This window comes from bacterium (genome assembly GCA_030654305.1).
In the GTDB taxonomy this organism is placed as follows: domain Bacteria; phylum Krumholzibacteriota; class Krumholzibacteriia; order LZORAL124-64-63; family LZORAL124-64-63; genus PNOJ01.
Genome location: JAURXS010000279.1, coordinates 1 through 23,930 on the forward strand (window position 1 = coordinate 1; position 23,930 = coordinate 23,930).

General features: G+C 71.1%; 16 protein-coding genes. 7 read left to right on the forward strand and 9 right to left on the reverse strand.

Annotated features, from left to right (window positions below; all coding sequences use genetic code 11):
- Positions 1 to 233 precede the first annotated feature (233 nt).
- From Q7W29_08030 to Q7W29_08040, 3 genes are read left to right on the forward strand one after another with little or no spacing between them, the layout of a single operon-like run.
- Entirely contained in the window at positions 234 to 1,010 is a 777-nt protein-coding gene (locus Q7W29_08030; GenBank protein MDO9171764.1) for an FAD binding domain-containing protein, read from the forward strand.
- On the forward strand, positions 1,007 to 1,459 hold the full coding sequence (locus tag Q7W29_08035) for a 2Fe-2S iron-sulfur cluster-binding protein (protein MDO9171765.1): 453 nt from the start codon (positions 1,007 to 1,009) through the stop codon (positions 1,457 to 1,459). The genes Q7W29_08030 and Q7W29_08035 overlap by 4 nt, the downstream gene beginning before the upstream one ends.
- Before the next feature lie 14 nt (positions 1,460 to 1,473).
- Positions 1,474 to 3,771 (forward strand): molybdopterin-dependent oxidoreductase, encoded by a 2,298-nt coding sequence (locus Q7W29_08040; GenBank protein MDO9171766.1) that lies wholly within the window; start codon positions 1,474 to 1,476, stop codon positions 3,769 to 3,771.
- 30 nt (positions 3,772 to 3,801) lie between these two features.
- Here the strand turns inward: Q7W29_08040 and Q7W29_08045 are convergent, their stop codons facing one another.
- On the reverse strand, positions 3,802 to 4,836 hold the full coding sequence (locus tag Q7W29_08045; GenBank protein ID MDO9171767.1) for a hypothetical protein: 1,035 nt from the start codon (positions 4,834 to 4,836) through the stop codon (positions 3,802 to 3,804).
- Positions 4,837 to 5,323: 487 nt separating this feature from the next.
- On the opposite strand from Q7W29_08045, the gene Q7W29_08050 reads away from it, so the two are divergent.
- The gene (locus Q7W29_08050; GenBank protein MDO9171768.1) at positions 5,324 to 6,016 is read left to right on the forward strand and encodes a hypothetical protein; all 693 of its coding nucleotides are present in this window, start codon (positions 5,324 to 5,326) and stop codon (positions 6,014 to 6,016) included.
- An 88-nt stretch (positions 6,017 to 6,104) separates the two neighbouring features.
- Here Q7W29_08050 and Q7W29_08055 read toward each other — a convergent pair whose 3' ends face one another.
- The 3 genes from Q7W29_08055 to Q7W29_08065 form a co-directional block, all read right to left on the reverse strand.
- Positions 6,105 to 7,727 carry a FlgD immunoglobulin-like domain containing protein gene (locus tag Q7W29_08055; GenBank protein MDO9171769.1) on the reverse strand — a complete coding sequence of 541 codons (1,623 nt, stop codon included), beginning with the start codon at positions 7,725 to 7,727 and terminating at the stop codon, positions 6,105 to 6,107.
- A gap of 56 nt (positions 7,728 to 7,783) precedes the next feature.
- Positions 7,784 to 11,266, reverse strand: coding sequence for a hypothetical protein (locus Q7W29_08060; protein ID MDO9171770.1), 3,483 nt, complete (start codon positions 11,264 to 11,266; stop codon positions 7,784 to 7,786).
- 102 nt (positions 11,267 to 11,368) lie between these two features.
- On the reverse strand, positions 11,369 to 12,340 hold the full coding sequence (locus Q7W29_08065; protein ID MDO9171771.1) for a FlgD immunoglobulin-like domain containing protein: 972 nt from the start codon (positions 12,338 to 12,340) through the stop codon (positions 11,369 to 11,371).
- A 241-nt stretch (positions 12,341 to 12,581) separates the two neighbouring features.
- On the opposite strand from Q7W29_08065, the gene Q7W29_08070 reads away from it, so the two are divergent.
- A complete protein-coding gene (locus tag Q7W29_08070; GenBank protein ID MDO9171772.1) occupies positions 12,582 to 13,958 on the forward strand; it encodes a GH1 family beta-glucosidase in 1,377 nt (458 codons plus the stop codon).
- Positions 13,959 to 13,969: 11 nt separating this feature from the next.
- Complete coding sequence (locus tag Q7W29_08075) at positions 13,970 to 17,167, forward strand: glycoside hydrolase family 2 TIM barrel-domain containing protein (protein MDO9171773.1); 3,198 nt, start codon at positions 13,970 to 13,972, stop codon at positions 17,165 to 17,167.
- A gap of 54 nt (positions 17,168 to 17,221) precedes the next feature.
- On the opposite strand, the gene Q7W29_08080 is transcribed toward Q7W29_08075, so the two are convergent.
- The 5 genes from Q7W29_08080 to Q7W29_08100 form a co-directional block, all read right to left on the reverse strand.
- Positions 17,222 to 18,031: a glycoside hydrolase family 16 protein gene (locus Q7W29_08080; protein MDO9171774.1), complete on the reverse strand. Its 810-nt coding sequence runs from the start codon at positions 18,029 to 18,031 to the stop codon at positions 17,222 to 17,224.
- The gene (locus tag Q7W29_08085; protein MDO9171775.1) at positions 18,028 to 19,293 is read right to left on the reverse strand and encodes an ROK family transcriptional regulator; all 1,266 of its coding nucleotides are present in this window, start codon (positions 19,291 to 19,293) and stop codon (positions 18,028 to 18,030) included. The genes Q7W29_08080 and Q7W29_08085 overlap by 4 nt, the downstream gene beginning before the upstream one ends.
- Before the next feature lie 43 nt (positions 19,294 to 19,336).
- Complete coding sequence (locus Q7W29_08090; GenBank protein ID MDO9171776.1) at positions 19,337 to 20,719, reverse strand: hypothetical protein; 1,383 nt, start codon at positions 20,717 to 20,719, stop codon at positions 19,337 to 19,339.
- Positions 20,720 to 20,884: 165 nt separating this feature from the next.
- Complete coding sequence (locus tag Q7W29_08095) at positions 20,885 to 21,670, reverse strand: glycosyltransferase family 2 protein (protein MDO9171777.1); 786 nt, start codon at positions 21,668 to 21,670, stop codon at positions 20,885 to 20,887.
- Positions 21,667 to 21,969 (reverse strand): DUF1232 domain-containing protein, encoded by a 303-nt coding sequence (locus tag Q7W29_08100; GenBank protein ID MDO9171778.1) that lies wholly within the window; start codon positions 21,967 to 21,969, stop codon positions 21,667 to 21,669. The genes Q7W29_08095 and Q7W29_08100 overlap by 4 nt, the downstream gene beginning before the upstream one ends.
- 304 nt (positions 21,970 to 22,273) lie before the next feature.
- Between Q7W29_08100 and Q7W29_08105 the strand changes: the two genes are divergently transcribed.
- Entirely contained in the window at positions 22,274 to 23,737 is a 1,464-nt protein-coding gene (locus Q7W29_08105; GenBank protein MDO9171779.1) for a FlgD immunoglobulin-like domain containing protein, read from the forward strand.
- Positions 23,738 to 23,930: the final 193 nt, after the last annotated feature.

Here is a 23,930-nt window from a genome sequence, read left to right on the forward strand (position 1 = left end):
CGTCCCGGGTACACACACGCGTCCCGTCGGGGGGCGCTCGCCGGGCACATCCTGTGCCCGGCATCGCTTGGCTGCTGGGCTCCGGCGCCCTCCTGGCGCCGGAACCCTGCAGACACCCCCGACAGGACGCGTGTGTGTACCCGGGACGCAGGCCGCGCTTGGTCAGGGTCCGTGCGGATGCTACACTTCGGAGTCGAGAGCATGTGTTCGAGGATGCCCCGAAGGGTGGTTCCATGGCTGTTCGCACTTATCTTCGTCCCCGGTCGGCCGCCGAGGCGCTGGCTTTGATCGAGGGGGACGAGCGCGCCGCGCTGATCGGGGGCGGGGCCTACCTGCGACTGGCGACGCGGGGGTACGAGACGGCCGTCGACCTGTGCGACGCCGGGCTCGACCAGGTGCGCGTCGAGGACGGGGCGCTGCGGCTCGGGGCCATGGTGACCTACCGGCGGCTGGAGACCGATATCGCGGTGCGGGACTGCTGCGGCGGGCTGCTGGGGCGCTGCGTGGAGAACATCGTCGGGGTGCAGGTGCGCAACATCGTGACCGTGGGCGGCACGGTGGCCGGGCGCTACGCCTTCGCCAACCTGACCACGGCGCTGCTGGCGCTGGGCGCGGACGTCGTGCTGGAGCGCGGCGGGCGCAAACCCCTGGAGCAGTTCCTGGCCGACAAGGCGCCGGCGCGCGACGTGCTGGTCGAGGTCGTGGTGCCGACGGCGGTGCGGCGCTGCGCCTGGCGGGACCTGACGCGGGTGCGGACGGATTTCGCGGTGCTGAACGTGGCGGCGGTCGACCTCGGCGGTGAGGTGCGCGTCGCGGTGGGCGCGCGGCCCGGGGTGGCGCGGCTGGCGCGCGGGGCCATGCAGGCGGCCGCGGCCGGGGACGCGCGCGGCGCGGGCGAGGCGGCGGCTGCGGAGCTGGACTTCGGCGACGACCTGCGCGCTTCCGCCGACTACCGTCGACGGGTGTGTGGCGCGCTGGTGACGCGCGCGGTCGAGGAGGTCCTGGCGTGAACATCTCCCTGGAACTGAACGGCCGGTCCGCGACCTGGGACGTCGAGCCCGGCGAGGCGCTGCTGGACGCGCTGCGGCGCCACGGCGTGCTGAGCGTGAAGCGCGGCTGCGACACGGCTTCGTGCGGCACCTGCACGGTGCTGCTGGACGGCGTGCCGGTGCCCTCGTGCGCGGTGCCGGCGCCGCGCGCCGACGGCCGCGCGGTGACCACGGTCGAAGGGCTGCCCGACGAGGCGGCGCGGCTGGGCGCCTGCCTGGCGGCCGAGGGGGCCGACCAGTGCGGCTTCTGCGCGCCCGGCCTGGTGGTTGCGGTCGTCGCGATGAGCCGCGAGTTGGAGGACCCGGACGAGGCCGCCATCAACCACTACCTGGCCGGCAACCTCTGCCGGTGCGGCGGCTACGTCAGCCAGACCCGCGCGATCCGCCGCTACCTGCAGGAGGCGCGATGAAGCGATCCGGCGACATGAAGGAAGTCGGCAGGTCCCTGCCCAAGATCGACGCCCTGGGCCTGGTGCGCGGCACGCCCGCCTACACCGACGACCTGGCGCCGCGCGGATCGCTGTGCGTGGTCGCGGTGCGCAGCCCGCACGCCCACGCCCGCATCCTGGCGATCGACGCGACCGCGGCGTTGGCGATGCCCGGCGTGCTGGCGGTCTTCACCTGGAAGGACGTGCCGCGCGTGGCGGTGACGCGCGCCGGCCAGGGGCACCCCGAGCCCTCGCCCCGCGACCGCTTCATCCTGGACGAGTACGTGCGCCACGTGGGCGACGAGGCCGCCATCGTCGCGGCCGAGACCGAGGAGCAGGCCCGCGAGGCGGCGCGCGCGGTGCGCGTGGAGTACGAGGTGCTGCCGCCGGTGCTCGACTTCGAGACCGCCCTGGACAACCCCGTCGTGCTGCACCCCGAGCCGGAGATCCACGAGAACTTCCCGATCGGCTTCGAGCCGCGGCGCAACGTCGCCAGCGCCTACAGCATGCACGTGGGCGACGTCGACGCGGTCGTCGCGCGGTCGGAGGTCGTGCTGCGCCGGCGCTACTACACGCAGGCCCAGCAGCACGTGGCGCTCGAGCCCCACTGCGCCAGCACCTGGCTGGACGTGCACGGGCGGCTGAACGTCATGAGCTCGACGCAGACGCCATGGCACGTGCGGCGCATCATGGCGCGCGCCCTGGAGCGCGAGGTGAAGGAGATCCGCGTCGTGAAGCCGCGCATCGGCGGCGGTTTCGGCGGCAAGCAGATGCTCCACGGCGAGCTGTACTGCGCGCTGGCGACGCTGCGCACGGGCCGGCCCGCCAAGATGGTCTACACGCGGCGCGAAGTTTTCGAGGCCACCAACACGCGCCACCCGATGCGCCTGGACGTGACCCTGGGCGCCGACCGCGACGGCACGCTGCGCGCGATCGACCTGGAGGTGCTGTCCGACACCGGCGCCTACGGCGAGCACGCCCTGACGGTGTTCATGGTGGCCGGCGCCAAGACGCTGCCCCTGTACAACAAGGTCGAGGCGGTGCGCTTCGGCGGCCGCACGGTCTACACCAGCCGCGTGCCGGGCGGCGCCTACCGCGGCTACGGGGCGATCCAGGGCAACTTCGCCCTGGAGTCGGCGCTGGACGAGCTGGCCGGCGAGCTGGGGCTGGACCCGATCATCCTGAGAGAGAAGAACATGATCGCCGAGGGGGAGACATCGCCCATCTTCGCCATCATGGGCGAGGGCACCGAGGGCGTGGAGATGATCGTCGAGAGCTGCAAGCTGCCCGAGTGCATCCGCCGCGGCAAGGAGCTGATCGGCTGGGACGCCAAGGGACCGCGGTGCGAGGTGGCGCCCGGCGTGTTCCGCGGCCTGGGCATGGCCCTGGCGATGCAGGGCTCGGGCATCCCGACCATCGACATGGCGGCCGCGACGCTCAAGCTCAACGACTTCGGCTCGTTCAACCTGCTGATCGGGGCGACGGACCTCGGCACCGGCAGCGACACGATCCTGGCGCAGATCGCGGCCGAGACCCTCGGCGTGCCGACCGGCGACATCATCGTCTACGCCTCGGACACCGACCGCACGCCCTTCGACACCGGCGCCTACGCCTCGAGCACGACCTACGTCTCGGGCCACGCCGTGCGGACCGCGGCGCTGGAGATGCGGCGGGAGATCCTGGTCGAGGGGGCGCGGTCGCTGGGGTGCGAACCGGCGCTGGCGACGTTCGACGGGCACGAGGTGCGCGGGCCGGACGGCGCGATCACGCTGCGGGACCTGTCGGCGAAGCTGCTCTACAACGAGCACCAGAAGCAGCTGATGACCACCGGCAGCCACCTCTGCGAGAAATCGCCGCCGCCGTACATGGCCGCCTTCGCCGAGGTCGAGGTGGACGCGGCCACCGGCGAGGTCACGCTCGTGGACTACGTGGCGATCGTCGACTGCGGCCAGGCCATCAACCCGAACCTGGCGCTGGTGCAGGTCGAGGGCGGGCTGGCGCAGGGCATCGGCATGGCGCTGTGGGAGGAGGTCGTGTACGGGCCGCAGGGCCACCTGCGGACGCGCGACCTGATGAGCTACAAGATCCCCGGGCGTGAGGACATCCCGTCGATCCGCGCGGAGCTGGTGGAGAGCCACGAGCCGAGCGGGCCCTACGGGGCCAAGAGCGTCGGGGAGATCGGGATCGACACGCCGCCGGCGGCGATCGCCAACGCGGTGGCGGCGGCGGTGGGGGCGCGGGTGCGGGATCTGCCGGTCACGCCGGAGAAGGTGCTCAACGCGCTTCCCGGCTAGCCCGCGGGCGCGGCGTCTCGCCGCCGGCCGTCAATCGGCGGCCAGCGCCGGCTTGGGCGCGCGGTCGGCGCGAAACAGCCCCCAGTGCTTCTCGACCTCGTGTGGGTCGTCGCTGCCCTTCCAGTTCTCGTCGAAGGCCTCGAACCAGAACGAAGCCAGGCGCGCGACCGCGACCCAGGCGCGGTAGCGGCGGTAGAACTCGGTCTGGCTCGCCTCGTCGGTGCGGCCCGCGATCAGCCGCCCCTGGTTCCCCTCGGTCCCGCGGTCGGTCGCCCAGCCGACCTCGCCCAGCGCCAGCGTCGCGCCCGGGTGCGCGGCGCGCACCTCGGCCAGGCGGGCGTCGAGCCACGGCAGCGCCTCGTCCAGAGAGCGGCCGTTCCACAGCGGATGCGCGTGCAGGGTGACGAAGTCGAGCTCCCGGGCCACCTCGCGGCTGGCGGGCTCGCGCCAGTAGGCGAAATCGTCGGCGGTGCTGACCGGGACCGTCACGGCCGCGCGCACCTGGCGGATCCTGGCGATCAGCGTCGCCGGGGAGCAACGGTTCCCCGACCAGGACACCTGGGTCTCGTTGCCCACGCACACGGCGATGACCACGTCGGGGTAGGCGTTGGCCAGCCGGATCGCGGCCGCGCATTCCCGCTCGTTGGCGTCGGACTTCTCGGCGTCAGGCGCGCCTTGATCGCCGTCTCCCCGTTCGGGCTCGATCCACGCGCCCAGCATGACCTTCATGCCCAGGGAATCGGCGCGGATCGTCGCGAGGACCGTCTCGGCGGTCTCCGCCGCGCCGTAGGTCCGCAGCAGGCGCCACCGCGGCCGCATCAGATGCAGGTCCTCGCGGATCTGGTCGGCCGCGGGGCCGGGCCCGCCAGGTCTCTGTCCGTCGCGGTGCGGTCCGTAACAGATCGCCTCGCCGATCCAGGCGTCGTCGTCGCAGGGCTGGAAGGGGCGGATGTCCACAGCAGCCTCCCGTAGCGGGGTGGTGTCGAGCGGCGCAGCCATCCCGCCGGCAGCCGGTCCGGCGAGGAAGAGCGCCGCTGTGGCGGCGGGGATCACCTGGAACCACATGATAGCACCTCCGCGGGGAGCGCGATGGCGACGAGGCCGACGATGGGATGGGCGTCCAACGGGCGCGTGCGTTCGTTGTCGTCCGGAGTCGGCAAAGCGCCGAGCAGGCCCATCAGCGCCGGATTCAACCCCAGGCCGACCTTTGCGCGCTGGAACCGCGGACGCCCTGCATTCTTTGTACGAAACCCGAACAAAGTACCAGAAACCGGCATGCCGGCCAACAAGTTCCTGGATTCAGCATCTTGAAATTAATTTAACAATTCATCTCATTATTTATGATACCTGCTAAAAATTAACAATTTCTCACTATTTTTAATCCCCTGAAAATCTACTTGATTCGGTCACCGAACATAGTTTATAATCTTCCCAGTGGAGGTGCCTTGATACTGTGATGGCAAGATCGTTGAGAACCGCACAGGGCGGCGACCAGGTATCCGGGTATTCCGCGAAACCCCAGGGACAGCGCACTTCAAATCAAGGAGTCGTCATGATGAGGACAAATGGTAACGTCGCTCTTCGCGCACTGTTGATCGTGCTCGCGCTCGCTTCGTTCGGCGCGGCCGTCGCCCAGGCCCAGACCGACGTCACGGTCGATCCGGCGGCGATCAGCTTCGGGTACATGAACGTGTTCGATCTGGGCGGCGCCTTCCAGTGGGGCAGCGGCTGGGGAATCGGCGATCTGACGGCCGTCTACAGCGGCTCCATCCTGACCCTGGGGCCGAACACGATCGGCGATCCGAACGAGTACTGGTACCAGTGCGTCGGCGGGGTCACGCCGCCGAACTGCGGCGGTCCGGGCGCGCCGGGCAACAAGATCATGGAAGCCAACCTCTACGCCCAGGTCGATGGTGCCCTCGCGGGCCAGACCGTGACGTTCTCCGGCGAGGTCCTGTCCAACACCTTGACCAGCGCCCACACGGTCTTAGCCTTCATCAAGGACTTCGCCCCCGACTTCTCGTCGTTCGTGCAGACCACGGTGGTCCTGTCCGCGTCCGGACCGTTCAGCGTGACGCAGACCGCCATCAACGATCCGGCCCGCCACGTGCAGTGGGGCTTCCAGACCACCGGCGTCAACGTCTGGGTCACCGACCTGGCTCCCTTCGGAACGATGGTCGTCGGTCCGGAAGGGACGGTCTCCTCGGAGACCATGAGCTGGGGCACGATCAAGGCGCTCTACTAGGAACTTTCGCCTGCGTCGCGCCGATGCGCGCGATGAAGAGGGGGTCCGGCTCCGCCGGACCCCCTTCATTGTCCCACCCGGGGTGCTTTTACCTGACCAGGGACAGGCGCCCGGTCTCGATGAAGTCGTCGCCCCGCAGCCGAACCAGGTAGACTCCCGATGGCAGCGCCGATCCCCCGCCGTCGCATCCGTCCCACTCGACGGCATGAGTTCCGGCTGGGAATCCTCTGCGGACCAGCGTCCGCACGCGCCGGCCCGCCAGGTCGAAGATCTCGAGTTCGACCCGGCCCGCACGGTCGAGCTCGAAGCGCAGCGTCGTGGAGGGGTTGAATGGGTTCGGTGCGGAGGGCCGCAGGCAGCCTGCGGCAGTCATGGGCGGGCCGGGGCGGCGGTCGTCGGGGACGGCGGTCGCACCTTCCGGTACGAAGCGGAAGTCGCTGATCACAACCTCCTGGTTCGTCGCCGGCGTGCCCGAGAGCTTCCAGAGGTTCAGGTGTGTCCGCGGCTGCTCGGGACGCGGGATGTGCGGGCCGGTGTAGGTCCAGGCGTGGATCAGGTTCCCGGCCGATTCGTCCTGCGGTCCGCCGCGCCAGACGCGAAATTCGACGCGGTCGGGCAGCCAGCGCATCGCGTGGCTGGTGACCTCGCCGACGGAGAACGTGGCGTCGAAGCGGTCCAGGTTGCCGCTCCAGTCCCAGGGCTGGGCCACGAATTGCCCGATACCCTGCGAGGGGACGCCCCAGCGGCTGTATTCGATGTCGATCTCGTTGAACGCGTTCCACCAGAGGTAGCCCTCGTCCCAGCAGGGGCCGTACTCCCACAGGAACAGACCGAGCACGACCTGGGGATCGAGCAGGTCGAGCCGGCCGACCGTCGTCACCACGTAGTCGCCGTAGCCGAGAGCCGCCTCGGCGGCGACCTCGGTGCAGTACCAGTTGCTGCCGACCCTCTGCGCCGTCAGGTGCAGAGCCCCGGCCGCATCGACCCAGACGCTCGCCTGGGAGTCGCTGAAGAGGTTGCCGCCGGGGCTGTAGTAGCCCGGGCCCTTGACGCGCCAGAGGCGGCCGGCGAAATCCAGGGTCCTGCCTCCGGGGAAGTCGTTCCACTGCACGTCGTCGATCGTCGGCGCGGCGGTGGAATAGAGCGTGACCTGGTCGTAGTAGACGTCGGGCGAGGGATCGGACGGGCTCTGCAGCACGCCGAGCAGCAAGCGGGCCGTGGCGGAGCCCGCCGGCGCCGGCCCAGCCGTCAGCGAGAAGGGGAGGTACGCGTCGGTCGCACCGCCCGCGGCGGCGACGGTGTTGGCGTCGTAGTCGATCAGGTTGCCGGCGCCGTCGCGCCATTCCACGTTGACCAGGGCGAGGCACGCTCCGGCCAGGGGCCTTGACGACGGGACCAGCACGTTGCCGGTCACTTCGAACGACTCGCCCGCGGCGCAGGTGTGCGCCTGCCAGAAGCCGGACATGTCCCAGCCGCCCGCGTTGGGCCCCCTCACGCGCGCGGCCTTGTGGCCGTGGCTGGCGATCGTCGAGAGCCCGACCGAACCGAACTGGTTCCAGCCGCCGAAGACGACGCCGCCAGAGCCGGCGACCTCGAAGCTGGGGTTGGCCAGGATGCACTGGGCAGGCGCGGAGCCGGCGAGCGCCGCCACCATGAGCAGGGCGAGGAGCGGGGCGCGGGCGGGCGCCGGCAGCGACAGCTTGGGCTGCATGGTCGGCTCCTGGTGCGGGTCAGGTCGCGCCGGACCGCTGGTCGATGCCGCGGGCATCAAGCCGGGTGTGGCACGCTGACACCGACCTCGATGAGCTCGATCCGGCCGCTGCGGGCGAACAGCTCGGCGCTCGTGGCCGGAGACAAACTGTCGCCGTCGTCCCGGGTCGACGAGCCGTCGGCGTACGCGACGCGCAGACGCGACGGCCCGTCGTTCCGGGTGTACACGATCGGCACTTGGCAGTAGGTGAACGCCAGCTGGCCGGCCGACAGGGCGATGGTCCGTTCGCGCCCCTCCACATCGTAATACCGGAAGGCGGCAGGCTGCGCGAGGAACTCGTCGTCCCGCAGCAGGCGTGGTCGGAAGCGCGCCGCGCCGCCGGACACGCTCACGCCCAGCTCGCCGAACCTGGCCAGGATCTCCTCCTTCACCTGACCGGTCATTCCCGGCTGCTTGGCGCCGCCGTGGGCCGGGGTGTGCGAATAGGGATCGGTCGGGAAGGCGCCGAACTCCGCGACGCTCTTCTCGGGGCCGAGGCCGGCGCGGATGCGGAAGTAGGCCGCGGCCAGGCCGTCGCGGATCGCGGCCGGCGAGTTCTCGCGCTCGGCGCGCCGGGCGGCCACCTGGGTCGCCAGCAGGAGCTTCGCGACCATGTGCCAGTAGATGCAGCCCAACCCCTCGTAACCGTACATCACGCCGGAGCGTCCGGTGTAGGAGCGGTGACGGAACACGTGTTCGTACAGCTCGAGCACGGCCCCGCGGTCGCGGGCGACGGCCCCGGCCCGGTCGGGGCGCTCGGCCAGCGTGTCGAGCGCCGCTTCGAGGTCGCGTTCGTTGTGCAGGCCGGCGGCGAAGCGGATGGCGCCGTCGGCGTCGCGGGCGACCAGGGCGTCGTCGCCGGCGGCGAGCGACTCCCGCAGCAGCGGCACCGCCTCGGCGAGGTCGCACGGCACGAGGTTGCGCGCCAGGAATCCCGGCAGCTCGCGTTCCGGATACAGCAGGAAGCTGCGGCGGTCCGGGCGGTAGAGGTCGCTGGCGAACAGCTGCTCGACCACCGCGAGCGATGCGGCCGGGTCCAGCGCGCCCGAATCGAGCGCGGCGACCTGCCCCTCGAGCATCACCGGCAGGCGGCCCACCTCGACCCGGGAGCCGTCGGGGGAGAAGTGCAGCAGGTTGTAGCCGTGGAACAGGCCGTCGTCGCGTCGGTTGGCCGCGATGCTGCGTTCCGTCCAGGCCAGGGCGGTACGGCACAGGCGGGCGGCGCGCGCCGGCGCGAGGCCGACGTCGCCGTTCAGCCCGCCCGCATACGCCGCCCGGCGGTAGTCGTCGAAGGCGCCGCCGAGACGGTCCAGCAGCCGCTTGCGGTCGCGCGGGTCGAGCGGACCCGCGCCGGGCGGGAGCGCTTCCTCCTCCAGGACCTGCGCGATGCCGTCGAACCAGGCGGCGATCTCGGCCGCGACGGGCAGCTCGGCCTCGCCGGCCGCCGTGAAGCGTTCGGCGAGGAAAGCCAGGTAGCGTCTCAGATGGCAGAGCGTGACCACCGAGACGCCGCCGCCGGCCAGCGCGTTGTTCGCGTCGTTCCACTCCGGGCGCTGCGTGTTCATCCAGATGCCGGCGTCGGGAACCAGGTTCGACAGCTTGGACAACGCGGGCACCAGCAGCTTCTCGAACAGGTTCGCGCGTCGGACCGCGCCGTCCCCGCCGTGCAGCAGCTTGCCGTCGGTGCCGCTAGCGGCGACGCGCGCCCCGATCCGCGCCGCGAGCTCCGTGTCGAACTCGATCGTGTCGCGCGGGTTCTTCTGGATCTCGGCGTAGGGCCTGATGCGGTACGGCACCTCGACGTAGGTGTAGATCCGGTCGCCGAGCGCCGCGCCGAACGCGGCGGGCTCGTGGCGGTGCCAGAGTTCGAGCAGGCGCAGCAGGTAGACCACCTGGTGATCGCCCCAGTAGCCGATGTTGCTCCAGGGATCCGACGGCGTGACGGTCTCCCAATCCACGCCGTCGCGGGAGATGCGGTACGGATTGAAGCCGTCGACCGTCGAGGCGTTGACGAACTTGGCGACGATGTTCGGCAGGAAGCCGGGATAGGAGACGCAGAGCGCCTCCCAGTTCTGGAAGATGTCCCGCCAGTTGCCCTCGTAGCCCAGCGTCCGGGCCCCGCCGTGGCCCCGCGCGCGGATCGAGAACGTGTTCCAGGGCCGGCTCGGATCGCCGTGGCGGCGCCCGAAGTGCAGGGGCAGGTACTCCAGGGCGTACCGCGCGAGGTCGGGGTCGCCGGAGGCGACGGCCGCCGCGCGCAGCTCGCGGATCGACGGCGTCTCGGGTAGGGCGTCGAGCAGCCCGCGCCGGCGCGCGGCGACCCCGCGGTCGCGGGCGTGCACGAAGGCGGCGAAATCGTCGGCGGGAGCCGTCTCGTTCCGCCAGAAGACGCCGCCGCGCATGTTGTTGAACAGGACGTTCGCGAAGTGGTGGGCCCAGGCCTCGGGACGGCCGGTGGCCTGCAGGCCGTCGGCGGCGGCGACGTTCCGCCGCAGACCCTCGCCGGCCCGGTCCAGCGCCGCGGCGACGCGGGCGTCCAGGTCCGATTCCTCGCGCAGCAGGCGCCGCAGAGCCGCGACCGCGACGTGGTCGCGGCCGGTGTCGCAGACCAGGCGCCAGCGCACCGCGGCGCCCGGACCCAGCTTCAGGCTCGCGCCGACCAGGTAGTTGCCGCGGACGCCGTTGAGCGTCGTGTCGGCGGCGGCGGCGCGGCCGCGGCGGAAGTCGTCGAGCGACCGGCTCGACAGGTGGCGGCGGCTTCCCGCGAGCCCGCAGCACCAGACGACGTTGGCTCTCAGCGATTCGAGAGCTTCGGCCCGGTCGGTGATGCCGGCGGTCAGCGAGAACACCCCCAGGCCCGTGGCGGGATCGATCTCGGACTTCTTGTAGGCGTCGATCAGGTTCGGCGTCTGCTGGTACAGGCTCAGCGGCGCCCCGTGAGGCAGCACGTTGAGCAAGCCGTCCAGCAACTCCAGGCGCCGGGTCGCGCCGCTCCGGTTCTCCAGCGTGGCGGTGCGCACCCACCCGAACTCGTCGCAGCCGGCCCACTCGTGCCGGAACGCCAGGCCGAGCGCGTGATCGATCTCCTCGAAGACGAGGCGCGTGCCGGCGGCGCTCTTGTAGAGGTTCCTCTCGACCTGCGCCTCGCCGGCGCGGTCGGCGAACGGTTCCCACAGGGTCGTCGCCCCGTCGGCGGACGCCAGACGGATCAGCGTGCGGGGACCGGTGTGGTGGTGGGCGTCGTGCAGCTCGTCGGCCGTCACGTAGGGGAACAGCGCTCCGTCCGGGTCGATCCGGCCCGCGGTCAGGCCACCGCGCGAGGAGACGAACAGCCACAGGTCGGCGTCGTTGGCCAGGGTCATCAGGAAGGGTTCGAGGCTGTCGTAGGCCGCGATGCGATAGAACGGCTCCCCTTCGAGCGTGACGAAGCCGCCCGTGGGTGCCGAGAACGGGTGCGCTGCCGGGGTCAGGGGATGCGCGGGCGCCGGCTTACCCTCCATGCTTCGCCTGCCTGACGTTGTGGTGCGTGTTCACGGAGGCCCCGTTTCGCTAGAGGGTGGGAGGGGGACGGCGGCATCCGCCCCCCTCCGCGATCGCGCAGGCTATTTCACCAGGGTCATGCTGCGGGACACGTCGCCGGCCGCCGTCTTCAGGACGCAGCGGTACTGCCCGGCCGGGGCGGCCCGACCGTCGTCGCCGCGTCCGTCCCAGGCCACGCTGTGCCCGCCGGCGGCGAACATGCCGTCCGCCAGCACGGCGATGCGGCGGCCGCCGAGGTCGTACACCGCGACCTCGACCGGGCCGGCGGCGTCCAGCGCGAACTCGACGCGCGTGGACGGGTTGAAAGGATTGGGATGGTTCTGCGCGAGCCTGGCGCCGGGCAGCGCCGCGGCGGGCGCGGCGGTGGAGTCGTCCAGGTGGAAGTCCACGTTGTCGTAGAAGATGCCCGAGGGCTCGAACAGCGTGACGAGGTTCATGAAACCGAACTGAAACAGCTGGCCGACCAGCCCGGCGTCGATCGTGAGCGAGACCTGGTAGCCGCCCCAGGTCGCGGGGATCGCGGTCATGTCGGCGGTCACGAAGTTGGTCATCGCGTAGCCGTTGGCGGGGTCGATGGTCTTGATGAACGCCAGAGCCGTCGAGCCGCCGCCGAGGTTGCCCATCTTGGCCTGGAACGCGAAGACCCAGGTGTCGCCGACGTCGCCGGCGACGATCGTCTGCTCCTTGAAGATGTTCGCCTGGATCCAGTTGCCGCCGCCCTGGGCCTGGTTCTGGTAGTCGCCGTAGACCGACAGCTGCATGCTGCCCTGATCGACGCCGCCCTCGCCGGTCGCGACCGCGCAGAACGCGGCGCCGTCGTTGGGAGCGGGGTAGGGGCCGTAACCGTACATCCAGACCATCGACGGATTGAAGGCGTTGCCGTAGACCAGCCAGCCGTCGCCGAGCAGTCGCCCGACCGCCGGCAGGGGCATGCCCTCGAAGGTCTGGGTGTAGGGCGTGAGCGCTTGGCTGACCCCGGAGAGCAGGCAGAGCAGAGCCACTGCCGCAACGATCGTGGTGACTTTGGTGTTCATCTCGACAACCTCTCGTTGAAGACGGCTCCCGCACCTGCGGACCGCGTCAGGTCGACCGCGGCGGGTGATGGCGGCGATGCTCCCGCCCGCGCGGATTCCTGTCTTGACAGGACCTCCAGTATCATACACTATGTTCGGAGTCCGAACAAAGATTTTTTTCTGGGTTGTCCGGGGGCTTGCCTGATCACTGGGCGAGGTCGGAAACTCCGGTGGACCACGGCGTGAGGGGAGGCGAAGGACCGTGACCCGCCATCGTTTTCCTGAGGGATTCCTGTGGGGTGTCGCCACCTCCGCCCAGCAGATCGAGGGCGCGCGTCGCGAAGACGGGCGCGGCGATTCCATCTGGGACCGCTTCGCCGACACGCCGGGCAAGATCGCCGACGGCGCCGACTCCAGCGTGGCCTGCGACCACTACCATCGCTGGCGCGAGGACGTCGATCTCATGCAGCGGATGGGCCTGAACGCCTACCGCTTCTCGATCGCCTGGCCGCGGATCCTGCCCGAGGGCCGCGGGACCGTCAACGCCGCCGGCCTCGGCTTCTACGATGCGCTGATCGACGCGCTGCTGGAGGCCGGACTCGAACCTCTGCCGACGCTCTACCACTGGGATCTGCCACAGGCCCTGCAGGACCGCGGCGGCTGGTCGTCGCGCGACACGGTCGACGACTTCGCCGACTACGCGTCGGCGGTCGTGCGGCGCCTCGGCGACCGGGTCCGCTGGTGGACCACCCACAACGAGCCCTGGTGCGTGGCGACGCTCGGCCACGAGGAGGGGCAGCACGCGCCCGGTCACGCCGATCCGGCCGAGGCCCTGCGCGTCGCGCACCACCTGCTGCTCTCGCACGCCCGCGCGTCGGCGATGATCCGCCGCGATGCGCCCGGCGCCGAGGTCGGACTGGTGACGAACTACTGCCCCGCCCACCCGGCCACCGACAGCGAGGCCGACCGCGACGCCGCCCGCTGGTTCGACGGTTTCTTCAACCGCTGGTACCTGGATCCCCTGTTCCGCGGGGAGTATCCGGCGGACGCCGTCGCCGACCGCATCGCCGCCGGCCACCTCGCCGGCCCGGAGTTGCCGTTCGTGCGGGACGGCGACCTCGCCGCCATCTCGCAGCCGCTCTCGTTCCTCGGGATAAACTACTACAGCCGCGTCGTGATGCGCGCGGGAGCGGACGGCCGTCGCGAGGCGGTGCCGCCGGCGCCGCCGGCGGCGGTCACGGACATGGGCTGGGAGGTCCGGCCCGAAGGCCTGCACGAGAGCCTGCTGCGCCTCGCGCGCGACTACGCGCCGCGCCGGCTCCTGATCACCGAGAACGGTGCGGCCTACGACGATCCGCCGGGCCCGGACGGCCGCATCGCCGACGCCCGCCGGATCGATTACCTGCGCGGTCACCTGCTGGCCGCCCAGCGGGCGATCGCGGACGGCGTGCCCCTGCAGGGGTACTTCGCCTGGTCGCTGCTAGACAACTTCGAGTGGAGCTTTGGCTACCGCATGAAGTTCGGGCTCCACGCGGTCGATCCGCGGACCCTGGCGCGTCTGCCCAAGGACAGCGCCGGCTGGTACGCGGACGCCGTCTCAGCCAACGCCGTCGAAGACACTTTCCCGTCCACCGGATAAAGGAGACTCCCGTGCGCTCGAATCCAGCCGGACGCTACCGCCGCCCCCCCACCGCCGTCCTGCTCGCGTGCCTGCCGCTGCTGCTGGCCGCGTCGCCGGGCACCCTCCCGGCCCGGGCCGCGCCGCCGCCGCGCGTCGAAGTGGTGACCGACGACAGCGGTTCGCGCCTGCAGGTCGGCGGCCGCGACTTCCCGGTCTTCGGCATGAACTGGGACTACATGCCGATCGGCCACAACTACACCTACAACCTGTGGGCGCAGCCGGACGAGGTGATCGTCGCGGCGCTGGACAGGGAGATGTCGCTGCTGCAGAACATGGGCGTCAACGCGATCCGCCAGAGCGTCGGCGTGCCGCCGCGGTGGGTGGCGTACATCCACGAGAAGTACGGGATCTTCACGGTGCTCAACCACGTGGTCGGCCGCTACGGCCTGACCCTGGGCGGCGTGTGGACCCCGGCCACCGACTACGGCGATCCGGCGACGCGCGCGCAGCTGCGGGGCGAGGTGTCGGCGATGGTCGAGCAGTACCGCGGCACCCCGGGCGTGCTGATGTGGCTGCTGGGCAACGAGAACAACTACGGGCTCTCCTGGAAGTCCTTCGAGATCGAGGCGCTGCCCGAGGGCGAGCGCGACGTCGCGCGGGCGCGCCGCCTGTACTCGCTGTTCGGGGAGATCGTCCGCGACGTCCACCGCCTCGACCCGGACCGCCCGGTCGCGATCGCCAACGGCGACCTGCAGTACATCGACCTGATCGCCGAGGAGTGCCCCGAACTGGACGTGTTCGGCACCAACGTGTACCGCGGCGTCTCGGCGCGCGACCTCTTCCAGGTGGTCCGCGAGAAGCTGGGGACGCCGGTGATGTTCACCGAGTTCGGATCCGACGCCTTCAACGCGGTCACGATGCGGGAGGACCAGGCCATGCAGGCCAAGTACCTGCTGGCCCAGTGGCGCGAGATCTACGCGCAGGCCGCCGGCCAGGGCCAGGTGGGCAACGCGATCGGCGGCCTGGTCTTCCAGTGGAGCGACGGCTGGTGGAAGTACCTGCAGGACAGCCGGCTCGACGTCCACGACACGAACGCCTCGTGGCCCAACGGCGGCTACGTCGAGGACTTCCGCGAAGGCGACAACAACATGAACGAGGAGTGGTGGGGCATCGTCGCCAAGGGCCCGCCCGACGCGCACGGCCTCTACGAGGTCTATCCCCGCGCCGCCTACTACGCGCTGCGCGACGCGTTCCGCCTGGACCCCTACGCGCCGGAGACGGATCCCGCCGCCATCAAGGCGCACTTCGACCGCATCACCGCGACGGGCGCGGCGCTCGAGGCGCGCGGCGCCTCCGCCAGCCTGGAGACCGACGCGCTGGGCAAGGTGCGCGTGGCGGGCCTGCGTCTGGAGTACGAGACCTACAGCACCGGCGGCGAGAACGTCAGCACGCCGCCGTCGTCGGCGCCGCAGGAGGCGTTCCCCTCCTACCGCGGCTTCGACAACGGCCAGTCGTTCTACGCCGATCTCGAGGCCAAGCCCAGCGGCGCGGTCACCGGCCGCCTCTCGCTGAACGTGCTGGGCCACGTGGCCCGCAACCGGATCGACGAGGTGTTCTACGAGAACCGCGGGCGGCCCCAGGCGGTGCGCGCCGCCGACGGCAGCGTCCTGCAGCTCGACGCCAACGAGAGGGTCAAGGTCTACCGGTCGTCGCTGTCGTGGAACGACAAGCGGTTCGACCTCGAGGCGTTCTACCGCACCGGCCATCTGCACTGGCAGTACGAGGGCGATTTCTTCGGACTGTACCGCGACGCCTACTACGGCGAGAACGTCGACATCTACAACGGCGAGGCGCCGATCGGCTTCGAGATCGCGGGCAAGCGGGGGCTCGCCGGGCTCAAGGCGGCCTTCGGACCGCAGCTCTGGTGGGGCGCGAACCCGGCGGTGTTCGTCAAGTACCAGCGCCGCGCGGCGGGCGCGGACTGGACCGCCTTGTTCCAGGACGACTTCACGCAGCAGACGCAGCTGAGCAGCTCGGTCGCGATTCCCGTGCGCAAGACCCGCAAGGCGTCGCTGCAGCTGAAGGCGCCGGTCGGCCGGTTCGTGTTCGAGGGGGGTGTGCTCTGGTCGGGGCGGCCGCGCGTCGGCGAGACGTTCCAGCTCGTGGACGAGGACCTGCTGGCGTCGGGCGCGTCGCTCACGCCCGCCGACGTCAGGCAGGACGCGATCGTCGACGGCGATACGTTCGGTTGCAAGGGCAAGCTCACCTGGCAGCGCGGCCGCTGGAACTGGTACGCCCAGGGCGCCTACATGGGCCTGGTCGCCGAGGCCGGCCCCACGGCCATCCCCACCTTCACCGGCTGGGAGCTGCGGGACAGCGGCTCGGGCAACCAGGTCAACGCGCTGACCGGCGTCGCGGTGACGCTGGGCAACTGGCAGGTCGGGCCGAATTTCCTGTGGCAGAAGCCCGTCGTCGGCCCCATGCCGGGCCCGGAGCAGCTCGCCTACACCCAGGGACGCCCGCGCAACATCCTCGACGACCCGTTCGCGGTGCGCGGCAACCGCGAGACCAAAGCCGCCGAGCTGATGGTCGTCTACGACCCCACGCCCGCCACCTGGATGTGGACCTGGGACAGCGACGCGCGCGAGGATGCCGATCTGGCGGCCAGCCTCGGCCTGGTGTTCCGCCGCCACGAGACCACGGCCGACGCGGGCCTGTTCATCTCGGCCGAGAACCTGATCTACCCCTTCCCGGGCGGGACGCCCCCGCGCGACCTGTGGGAGCTGCACGCCCGCGTCGCCAACCGCGTGGGCGCGGGAGCGCGCCTGATCGGCCACCTGTACTGGGGCACGGCCGAGCCGAACGGCGCCGACCGCCGCCTGATCCACCGCTTCGGCACCGACGCGCGCATCGTCTGGCGGTCGGCGGCGCTGGCGGGCCATCTGAAGCTCAACGACTTCGGCCCCTACGATTACCAACGCGACTTCAACCTGACCTACCCGCTGCAGGCGATGGCGGACGCGTCGCTCACGCTCGGCTCGCCGGCCTGGTTCAGCCTGCCCCAGACGAAGCTCGGCGTGCGCCTGACCTACCGCACGCTCGACCGCCACTCGAACCGGTATGCGCCCGAGGGCTATGGGGCGCCGGCGGTGGGTGAGCTGTATCCCGAGGGTCTGCCGGGCGGACGGGAGTGGGAGATCCGCACCTATCTGCACCTGAGCATCTGAGCGGTCCCGCACGAGACGACGAGGGGCCCGGCCGCTTCGGCCGGGCCTTTCCGTCTACGGCATCTCGCCGTAGACGCGGACCCAATCGACGAGCATCACCTGCGGGAAGACGGTCGTATCATCGGGCGGGCCGACCCAGTTGCCGCCCACCGCGACGTTCAGCAGGATGAAGAAGGGGTGGTCGAAGGCCCAGGCCGCGCCGCCCGGAAGCGCGGAGCGGTCGACCGCGAGGTAGGCGTAGCCATCGACGAACCAGGTGATCGACCTCTCGTTCCACTCGATCGCGTAGGTGTGGAAACCGAGGTCGTAGCCGCCCTGGGAGATCGAGTGGGCGGCGGTGAGCGCCGCGCCGCCGGCGTAGCCGGGACCGTGCAGGCTGCCGTGGATCGTGCGCGGCTCCTGGCCCCGGTACTCCATGACGTCGATCTCGCCGCACGCCGGCCAGCCGACCTCGCGCACGTCGGCGCCGAGCAGCCAGAAGGCCGGCCACAGGCCGCGGCCCGACGGCAGCTGGAGACGGGCCTCGAAGCGGCCGCGCGCCTGCGCGAACAACCCCTCGGTCTTGATGCGGCCCGAGGTGTAGGCGCGGCCTTCCCAGTCTTCCTGGCGGGCGGTGATGGCGAGATGCCCCTCGCCGTCGAGGTGCACGTTCTCGGCGCGGTCGGTGTCGTACTCGAGCTGGGCGTTGCCCCAGCCGGTGCCGACGTCGAAGCGCCACTTGGCGGGATCGGGCTGCTGGCCGGCGGGGCCTTCGAAGTCGTCCTCGAAAGTCAGGCCGTAGGGTACCGGCGCCTCCTCATCGGTGCAGCCGCCGGCCGCGCCGAGAGCGAGCAGCGCCGCGAGCAGCGCCGCGGCGGTCTTCACGCCGGGGCGACGCCGGTGCGCGCCGGGACCGCGACCTGTGGGAACAGGCGGGAATCCTCGAGCGCCGTCTTCAGGACCAGCGTCGCCGCCCCGATCGCCACCGAAAGCGGACCCAGTTCGCTGGTGCGGATCTCGGCCGCGGCCAGCGAGCTGACCAGCGTGCGGTTGCGGACGTGTTCGCGCAGCGGTCCGAGCAGCAGGTCGCCGAGGCGGGCGAGGTCGCCGCCGACGATCACCAGAGACGGGTTCATCAGGTTCATCATGCCGGCCACGGCGCGGCCGAGATGTTCGGTCGCCTCGGTCGCCACGCGCATCGCCAGCGGATCGCCGGCCAGGGCGGCGTTCTCGATGTCGCGGACCGAGATCGCGCGGCCGGTCAACGAGCTGCCCGGGTACTCGGCGCCCAGTTCCAGCGCGCGCTCGACCAGCGCCTGGCTGCCGGCCAGGGTGACCAGGCATCCCTGCAGCCCGCAGATGCAGCGCTTGCCCTTGGGGTCGATCGAGATGTGCCCGATCTCGCCCGCGGTGCCGGTGGCCCCGCGGTAGATCTCGCCGCCGATCACGTGCCCGGAGCCGATGCCGGTGGCGACCTTGATGTAGGCGAGGTCGTCGACGCCGCGGCCCACGCCCCACCAGTGCTCGGCCAGGGCGCCCAGGTTGGCGTCGTTGTCGACCATCAGCGGCGCGGCGAGCCGGCGCGACAGGTCCTCCAGCCCGATACGACCGCCCCAGGCGGGAATGACGATCTCGGAGAGGCGGTCGGGGTGCGAGGGGTCGAGCGGGCAGGGCACCGCGACGCCGATGCCCACCAGTGGCCGCTCTGCGGCCGCCGGCGAGGCGAGGCATTCGTGGCACAGCGCCTCGATCAGCCGGCGCGTGCCGTGCGGATCGTTGCGCACGGGGTGTTCGCGCGTGGCGTGGGCCAGCACGCGGCCACGCAGGTCGGTCAGCGCGACGGTGACGTGAGCCGCGCCCATCTCGACGCCGAGGATCGTGCAGGCGTCGTCGCGGAATTCGAGCACGATGGGCCGGCGGCCGCCCTGAGACGGGCCCTCGCCGCCCTCGGCGACGATCCCCATGGGCAGGATCTCGTTGACGATCTCCGAGACGGTGGAGCGCGACAGGCCGGCGAGCCGCGCGATGTCGGCGCGCGAGACGCTGCGGTGCTGCCAGATCAGGCGCAGCACGGCGTCGGCGAGGGGCCGCGGTCGGTCCGGATCCGACCGGCGCAGCCCCTTCCAGTACAGGTTGCCGTTGTTCATGCGGTCGATATCCTCCGGTGCGTCCCTCGGCGATCGGGGCATCCTACCTGTGGAAGTAGATGTTGTCCACCAGCACGACACTCGCGTCGGGGGTGCTCAGCACGATCTGGCCCAGATGGTCCAGCGGCACGGTGAACCCGAAATCGGCCAGGGGGATCTCCAGCGACGACCAGCCGCCGGCGACGAAGGCGGGCGTCGTCGACGCGTCGAAGGCCAGCTCGGAACTGCCGGTGCCCCAGCCGTTGTCGCCGCTGAACGGGACCAGCTTCACCAGGAAGCGTGTCCCGGCCGGCGCGTACACGTCGAGGTGCAGGTGCGTCATCGCCGTCACGTCGATCGTGTTCAGGTGGAAGTCGACGCCCACGAAGTTCAGGAAGGTGTAGAAGCGCGACAGGTCGCCGTCGATCGTGAAGAGACCGTCCTCGGCCGTCGAATACTGCCAGCGGGGGTTCCAGTTGACGACGGTCGCGTCGGGGTAGACGCCGCTGAACAGCGAGACCACGTCGGCGGCCGGCAGCGTCGGCGGTGTCGCGGGTGCCGGCGGCGGCTGGTGGCCGCTGACGGTCACGGCGCCTTCGACCGGCATCCCGCCGAGGGTGGCCGTGATGACGGCTTCGCCGAGACCGACCATCCGGATCTCGTTGCGGACGACCGTCGCCACCGACGGGTCCGACGAGCTGAAATCGAAGTAGCCGGGCATGTGGTCGACCCGCACCGGGGCCCCGTCCACGCTGAAGACGGTGTGGACGCTGTCCAGCCTGGCGGTCGTGCCGACGAAGTACTGCTTGTTCAGGGGCTTCAGGGTGGGCTGGGGGTCGGTGACGTTGTCGAGCCGCGCGAAGCGGATGTCGTCGATCCAGATCCGGTGGCCCTCGGGATGGCCGACCTCGCGGCCCTCGGCGAAGGTGAACATGCCGCGCTCGGACACCAGCTTCGCGGGCGCGGGGAGGGGCACGACCACGAACGACCAGGCAGTCGTCAGGGGAATGCCCGAGCGGCCGGCGGTCAGGTGCGAGGTGCCGGTGTTGTCGTTGCCGTAGCCGAACACGTCCATCGCACAGGGGATGCTGGCGCGGGCATAGAAGGTCAGCGCGTTGAAGTCGGCCAGGTCGCGGCCGGCGACGGCGGTCAGCACGCCGCCCGCCCACGCTCCCAGGTTCGAGCCCTCGGGCGGCACGGTGATCGTCAGCGAGTGGTCGCCGGACTGCACGAACACCGAATCGGTGCCCACCGCGTACGGGTCGGTGTCCATGAAGGCCTGGAAGTAGACGTCGGGGGCGTAGGCGTCGTCGAAGACCAGGGGGTCGATCGGCGCGCGCGCCTGGTCCAGGTCGGCGGGGTTGCGGCTGCCGCAGCCGGCGCCGGCCAGGGCCATGGCGCACAGCAGGGACAACGCGAGGGGCGACGAGGGACGGATCGGCATCACGATCGCCTCCGTGGGGATGCGCCGCCGGGTTCGGACCCGGAATCCGGCTGTCGAGCGGTCTTTGTGCGGTTACCGATCAAAGTATGGATGCGGGGATCATCGATGTCAAGCGCGGGGGACGCCACCAAGCCGACATGCGCCATCATCCCAGCCTGCGGCGGTGGATCATCCGTCACGACCGGCCTCGCCCCGCCCCTGCATCTCCCGCAGGTACGCGTACTTCAGGAACGTGTAGACCCCCGCCATCACGGCGATGCACAGGCCGCGAAAGCCGTCCAGGTAGGCCCTCTGCAGCACCAGGCGGCGCAGCAGCGCGAACTTGGGGCGCACCAGCAGGTCGGTCCAGCGCGCGCGGCGGCCGTCCTCGTGCATGGCGGCGGCGGCGGCGCGTGCCGAAGCGGCGTTCTTGCGCAGGTGCTCGGCGAGATCGGCGTAGGTGTAGTGGAGCAGGTCGCCGTCGAGACGGGCGCGGACGCGGCCGCGGAACTCGACGCCGGGGTGGGGCTCGCGGCCGGACCAGACGGCGCTGCCCTTGCGGTACAGGAACGTGCGCCACTCGGGGTACCAGCCGGAGTGGTTGATGAGGCGGCCGGCGTAGACGCCGTGGCGGTTCAGTTCGAAGGCGTCGGCGGCGGGGTCGCCTTCGTGGAAGGCGGCCTCGATCGAGGCATGAAGCGCGGGGGTGACGACCTCGTCGGCGTCCAGGCAGAGGACCCAGGGCTGCGCGGCCTGCTCGACGCCGAAGTTCTTCTGGTCGCGGTAGCCGGTCCAGGCGCGGGCCAGCACGCGTGCGCCGTGTTCGCGCGCGATTTCGACGGTGCGGTCGACGGAGCCGGAGTCGACGACCAGTTGCTCGGCGCAGAAATCGGCGGCGTCGAGGCAACGCCCGAGGTTGCGCTCCTCGTCGCAGGCGACCACGACCAGGGTGATGGGAAGCTTGGGTGCGGTCACGAGGGGTCTCCCGCGCCGGGACGGGCCCGGTCGCCGAACCAGCGGCTCAGCGTGCCTGCGGTGCGCTCCCTGACGCCCGGCGGGAGGCGGCGGGACACGTAAGCGATCGCCGCCGCGACCACGCCGACATCGTCGAGCAGGCCGACCAGGGGCGTCGGGTCGGCCACCGCGTCCAGAGGGAACAGCAGATAGGCCAGCGCGCCGAAGATCGCCAGCTTCGCCCAGGCGGGCGTGGCCGGGTCTCGGGCGGCGTGGTAAAGCCACAGCAGCCGTTCGACGACGCTGCGGACGGGCTTCATTCCGGCTTCTTCGACTGTTTCTCCTTCTTCAGCGCCTTCTTCTCCTTCGCGGTATGCTGCGGCTTCTTGCGGGTCTCGCGGTTGCCCTTGTCCTTGCTGCCCTTCTCCGCCATGACGGTACCTCCGTGCTTGCCATGAAGTTGCGCCGGTCCGGGCCGCCTGCCGGATCTGTCCAGTGGCTGGTTCCGGGGCCGGGCTTCGCCCCGACAGATTAGCAGATCCGGCGCACGACACAACTGCGCGATCCGGCCCCGGGGGTTGTGCTAGGATCACCGCGTGGGCGCTTACCGGGGGGGAGGGCGTCATGACAGTGCGTTGTTTGGCGACGCTGTGCGCGCTCGTGCTCGCGGGCGGCCCGGCCGCGGCCGACTGGGTGTCCATGGAGATCAGCGAGAACCAGGCCGACGCCGATCGTCCGGCGCTGGCGGTTTCGCCGGACGGCTCGGCGGTGATCGCCTGGGAGGAGGCCGGGGTCGGTGTCTGGACGCGGTTCGTCGACGCGTACGTCGGCGACGCGATCGTCGAGCATCCGTCGGAGTTCCAGGGACCCGGCCACCGGCCCGTCGTAGCCTGGACCTGGCGCGGATTCCTGCTGGTCTGGGCCGACGGGCAGGACCTCCGCGGCCGGTACGGCGGCGAGTCCAGCTGGGGGGATCCCTCGCACGTGATCCCCGTAGGGTTGGATCTCGCCGACGCGCAGCTCGATCTGCAGGGCTGCGCCGATCCGGGCTGGAACGTCGGCTGGCTGGGACTCACGGTGCCCGACGGCTCTGCAGTGGACCACTGGTTCGTACGCCTGCACAAGGGCGGCTTCGATCCGCCGGAACTGCTGGTCGAGGGCCTGACCGAATGGGCGGGCGTCCAGGTCGCGCAGGTCCCGCACGCGCTGCAGCCCGTGCCCCGCGTCTACTACTTCCCCGAGTTCACCCGCCTCGCCTGCCGAACCGGCCTCTTCGAAGGGGGCTGGGATGCCGCTTCGATGCTGCCGGGGGAATGCTACGGCGCCGCATGCGACGCGCGGGGCCACGCCGACGGTCGCCAGGCGGTGCTCTCGCTGGGACCGCAACCGACATGCCCCTGCAACACGATCCACTACAGCGAGCAGGACGATGGCGGCAACTGGTCGGCGCCGGTCACGCTGCTGACCGAGCACGACGACTACGACTGGCCGCAGTCGCCGCAGGTCGCGTGGGGTGCGGGCGGCGAGGTCCACGCCTTCTGGGTCCAGTTCACCTACAACGACTGGCTGATGCCAGGCCGCACCCACCTCGAGTACCAGCAGCGCGTCGGCGGCGTGTGGCAGGACCGCAGCGCGGTTCTCGAAGACCAGGAGCGGCGCAGCCTGGGCTGGCACGTCGCGATGGAGTTGACGGCGCAGGGCGAACCGCTGTTCGCCTGGACGCGCCAGGACACGCTGGAGTCCGGGCCGCAGCCGCGTCGCGTCTGGCTGGCACGGCCGCAGTCGGTGGTGGGCGCGCCGGCGTCCGCCGTCGGCGGGCTTGAACTGGCGGCCTGGCCCAACCCCGGGCGCTCGCGGATCGCGTTCGCGGGTTCGGCGCCGCAGGGGGAAGCAGCCACGCTCGAGGTGTACGACCTCGCCGGGCGGCGGGTGGCGACGCCCGCGATGTCGGCCGCAGCGCCCGGACGCTTCGCCGCGACCTGGGACGGGCGCGACACCGCCGGGCGGGAGGCGCCGGCGGGGGTGTACCTGATGAGGCTGTCGGCGGCGGGTGGAACGGTCACGCGGCGGGTGGTGCTGGCGCGGTGAACCCGATCCCCGGGAGGAGATCTTCGCCGAACCGTTCAGACGGTTCGCCGAGGGGCACGGCTTCCGCGAAGCCTGGGCGCGGAACGTGTCGGCGTGCTCGCTCCACAGTCTGGCGCCGAGGTCCGACGGCCCGCTTGCGCCCACGGATGCACCAGTTGCACCGCTCGCGGCGGAGCTCAAGGTCCTGTCGCTG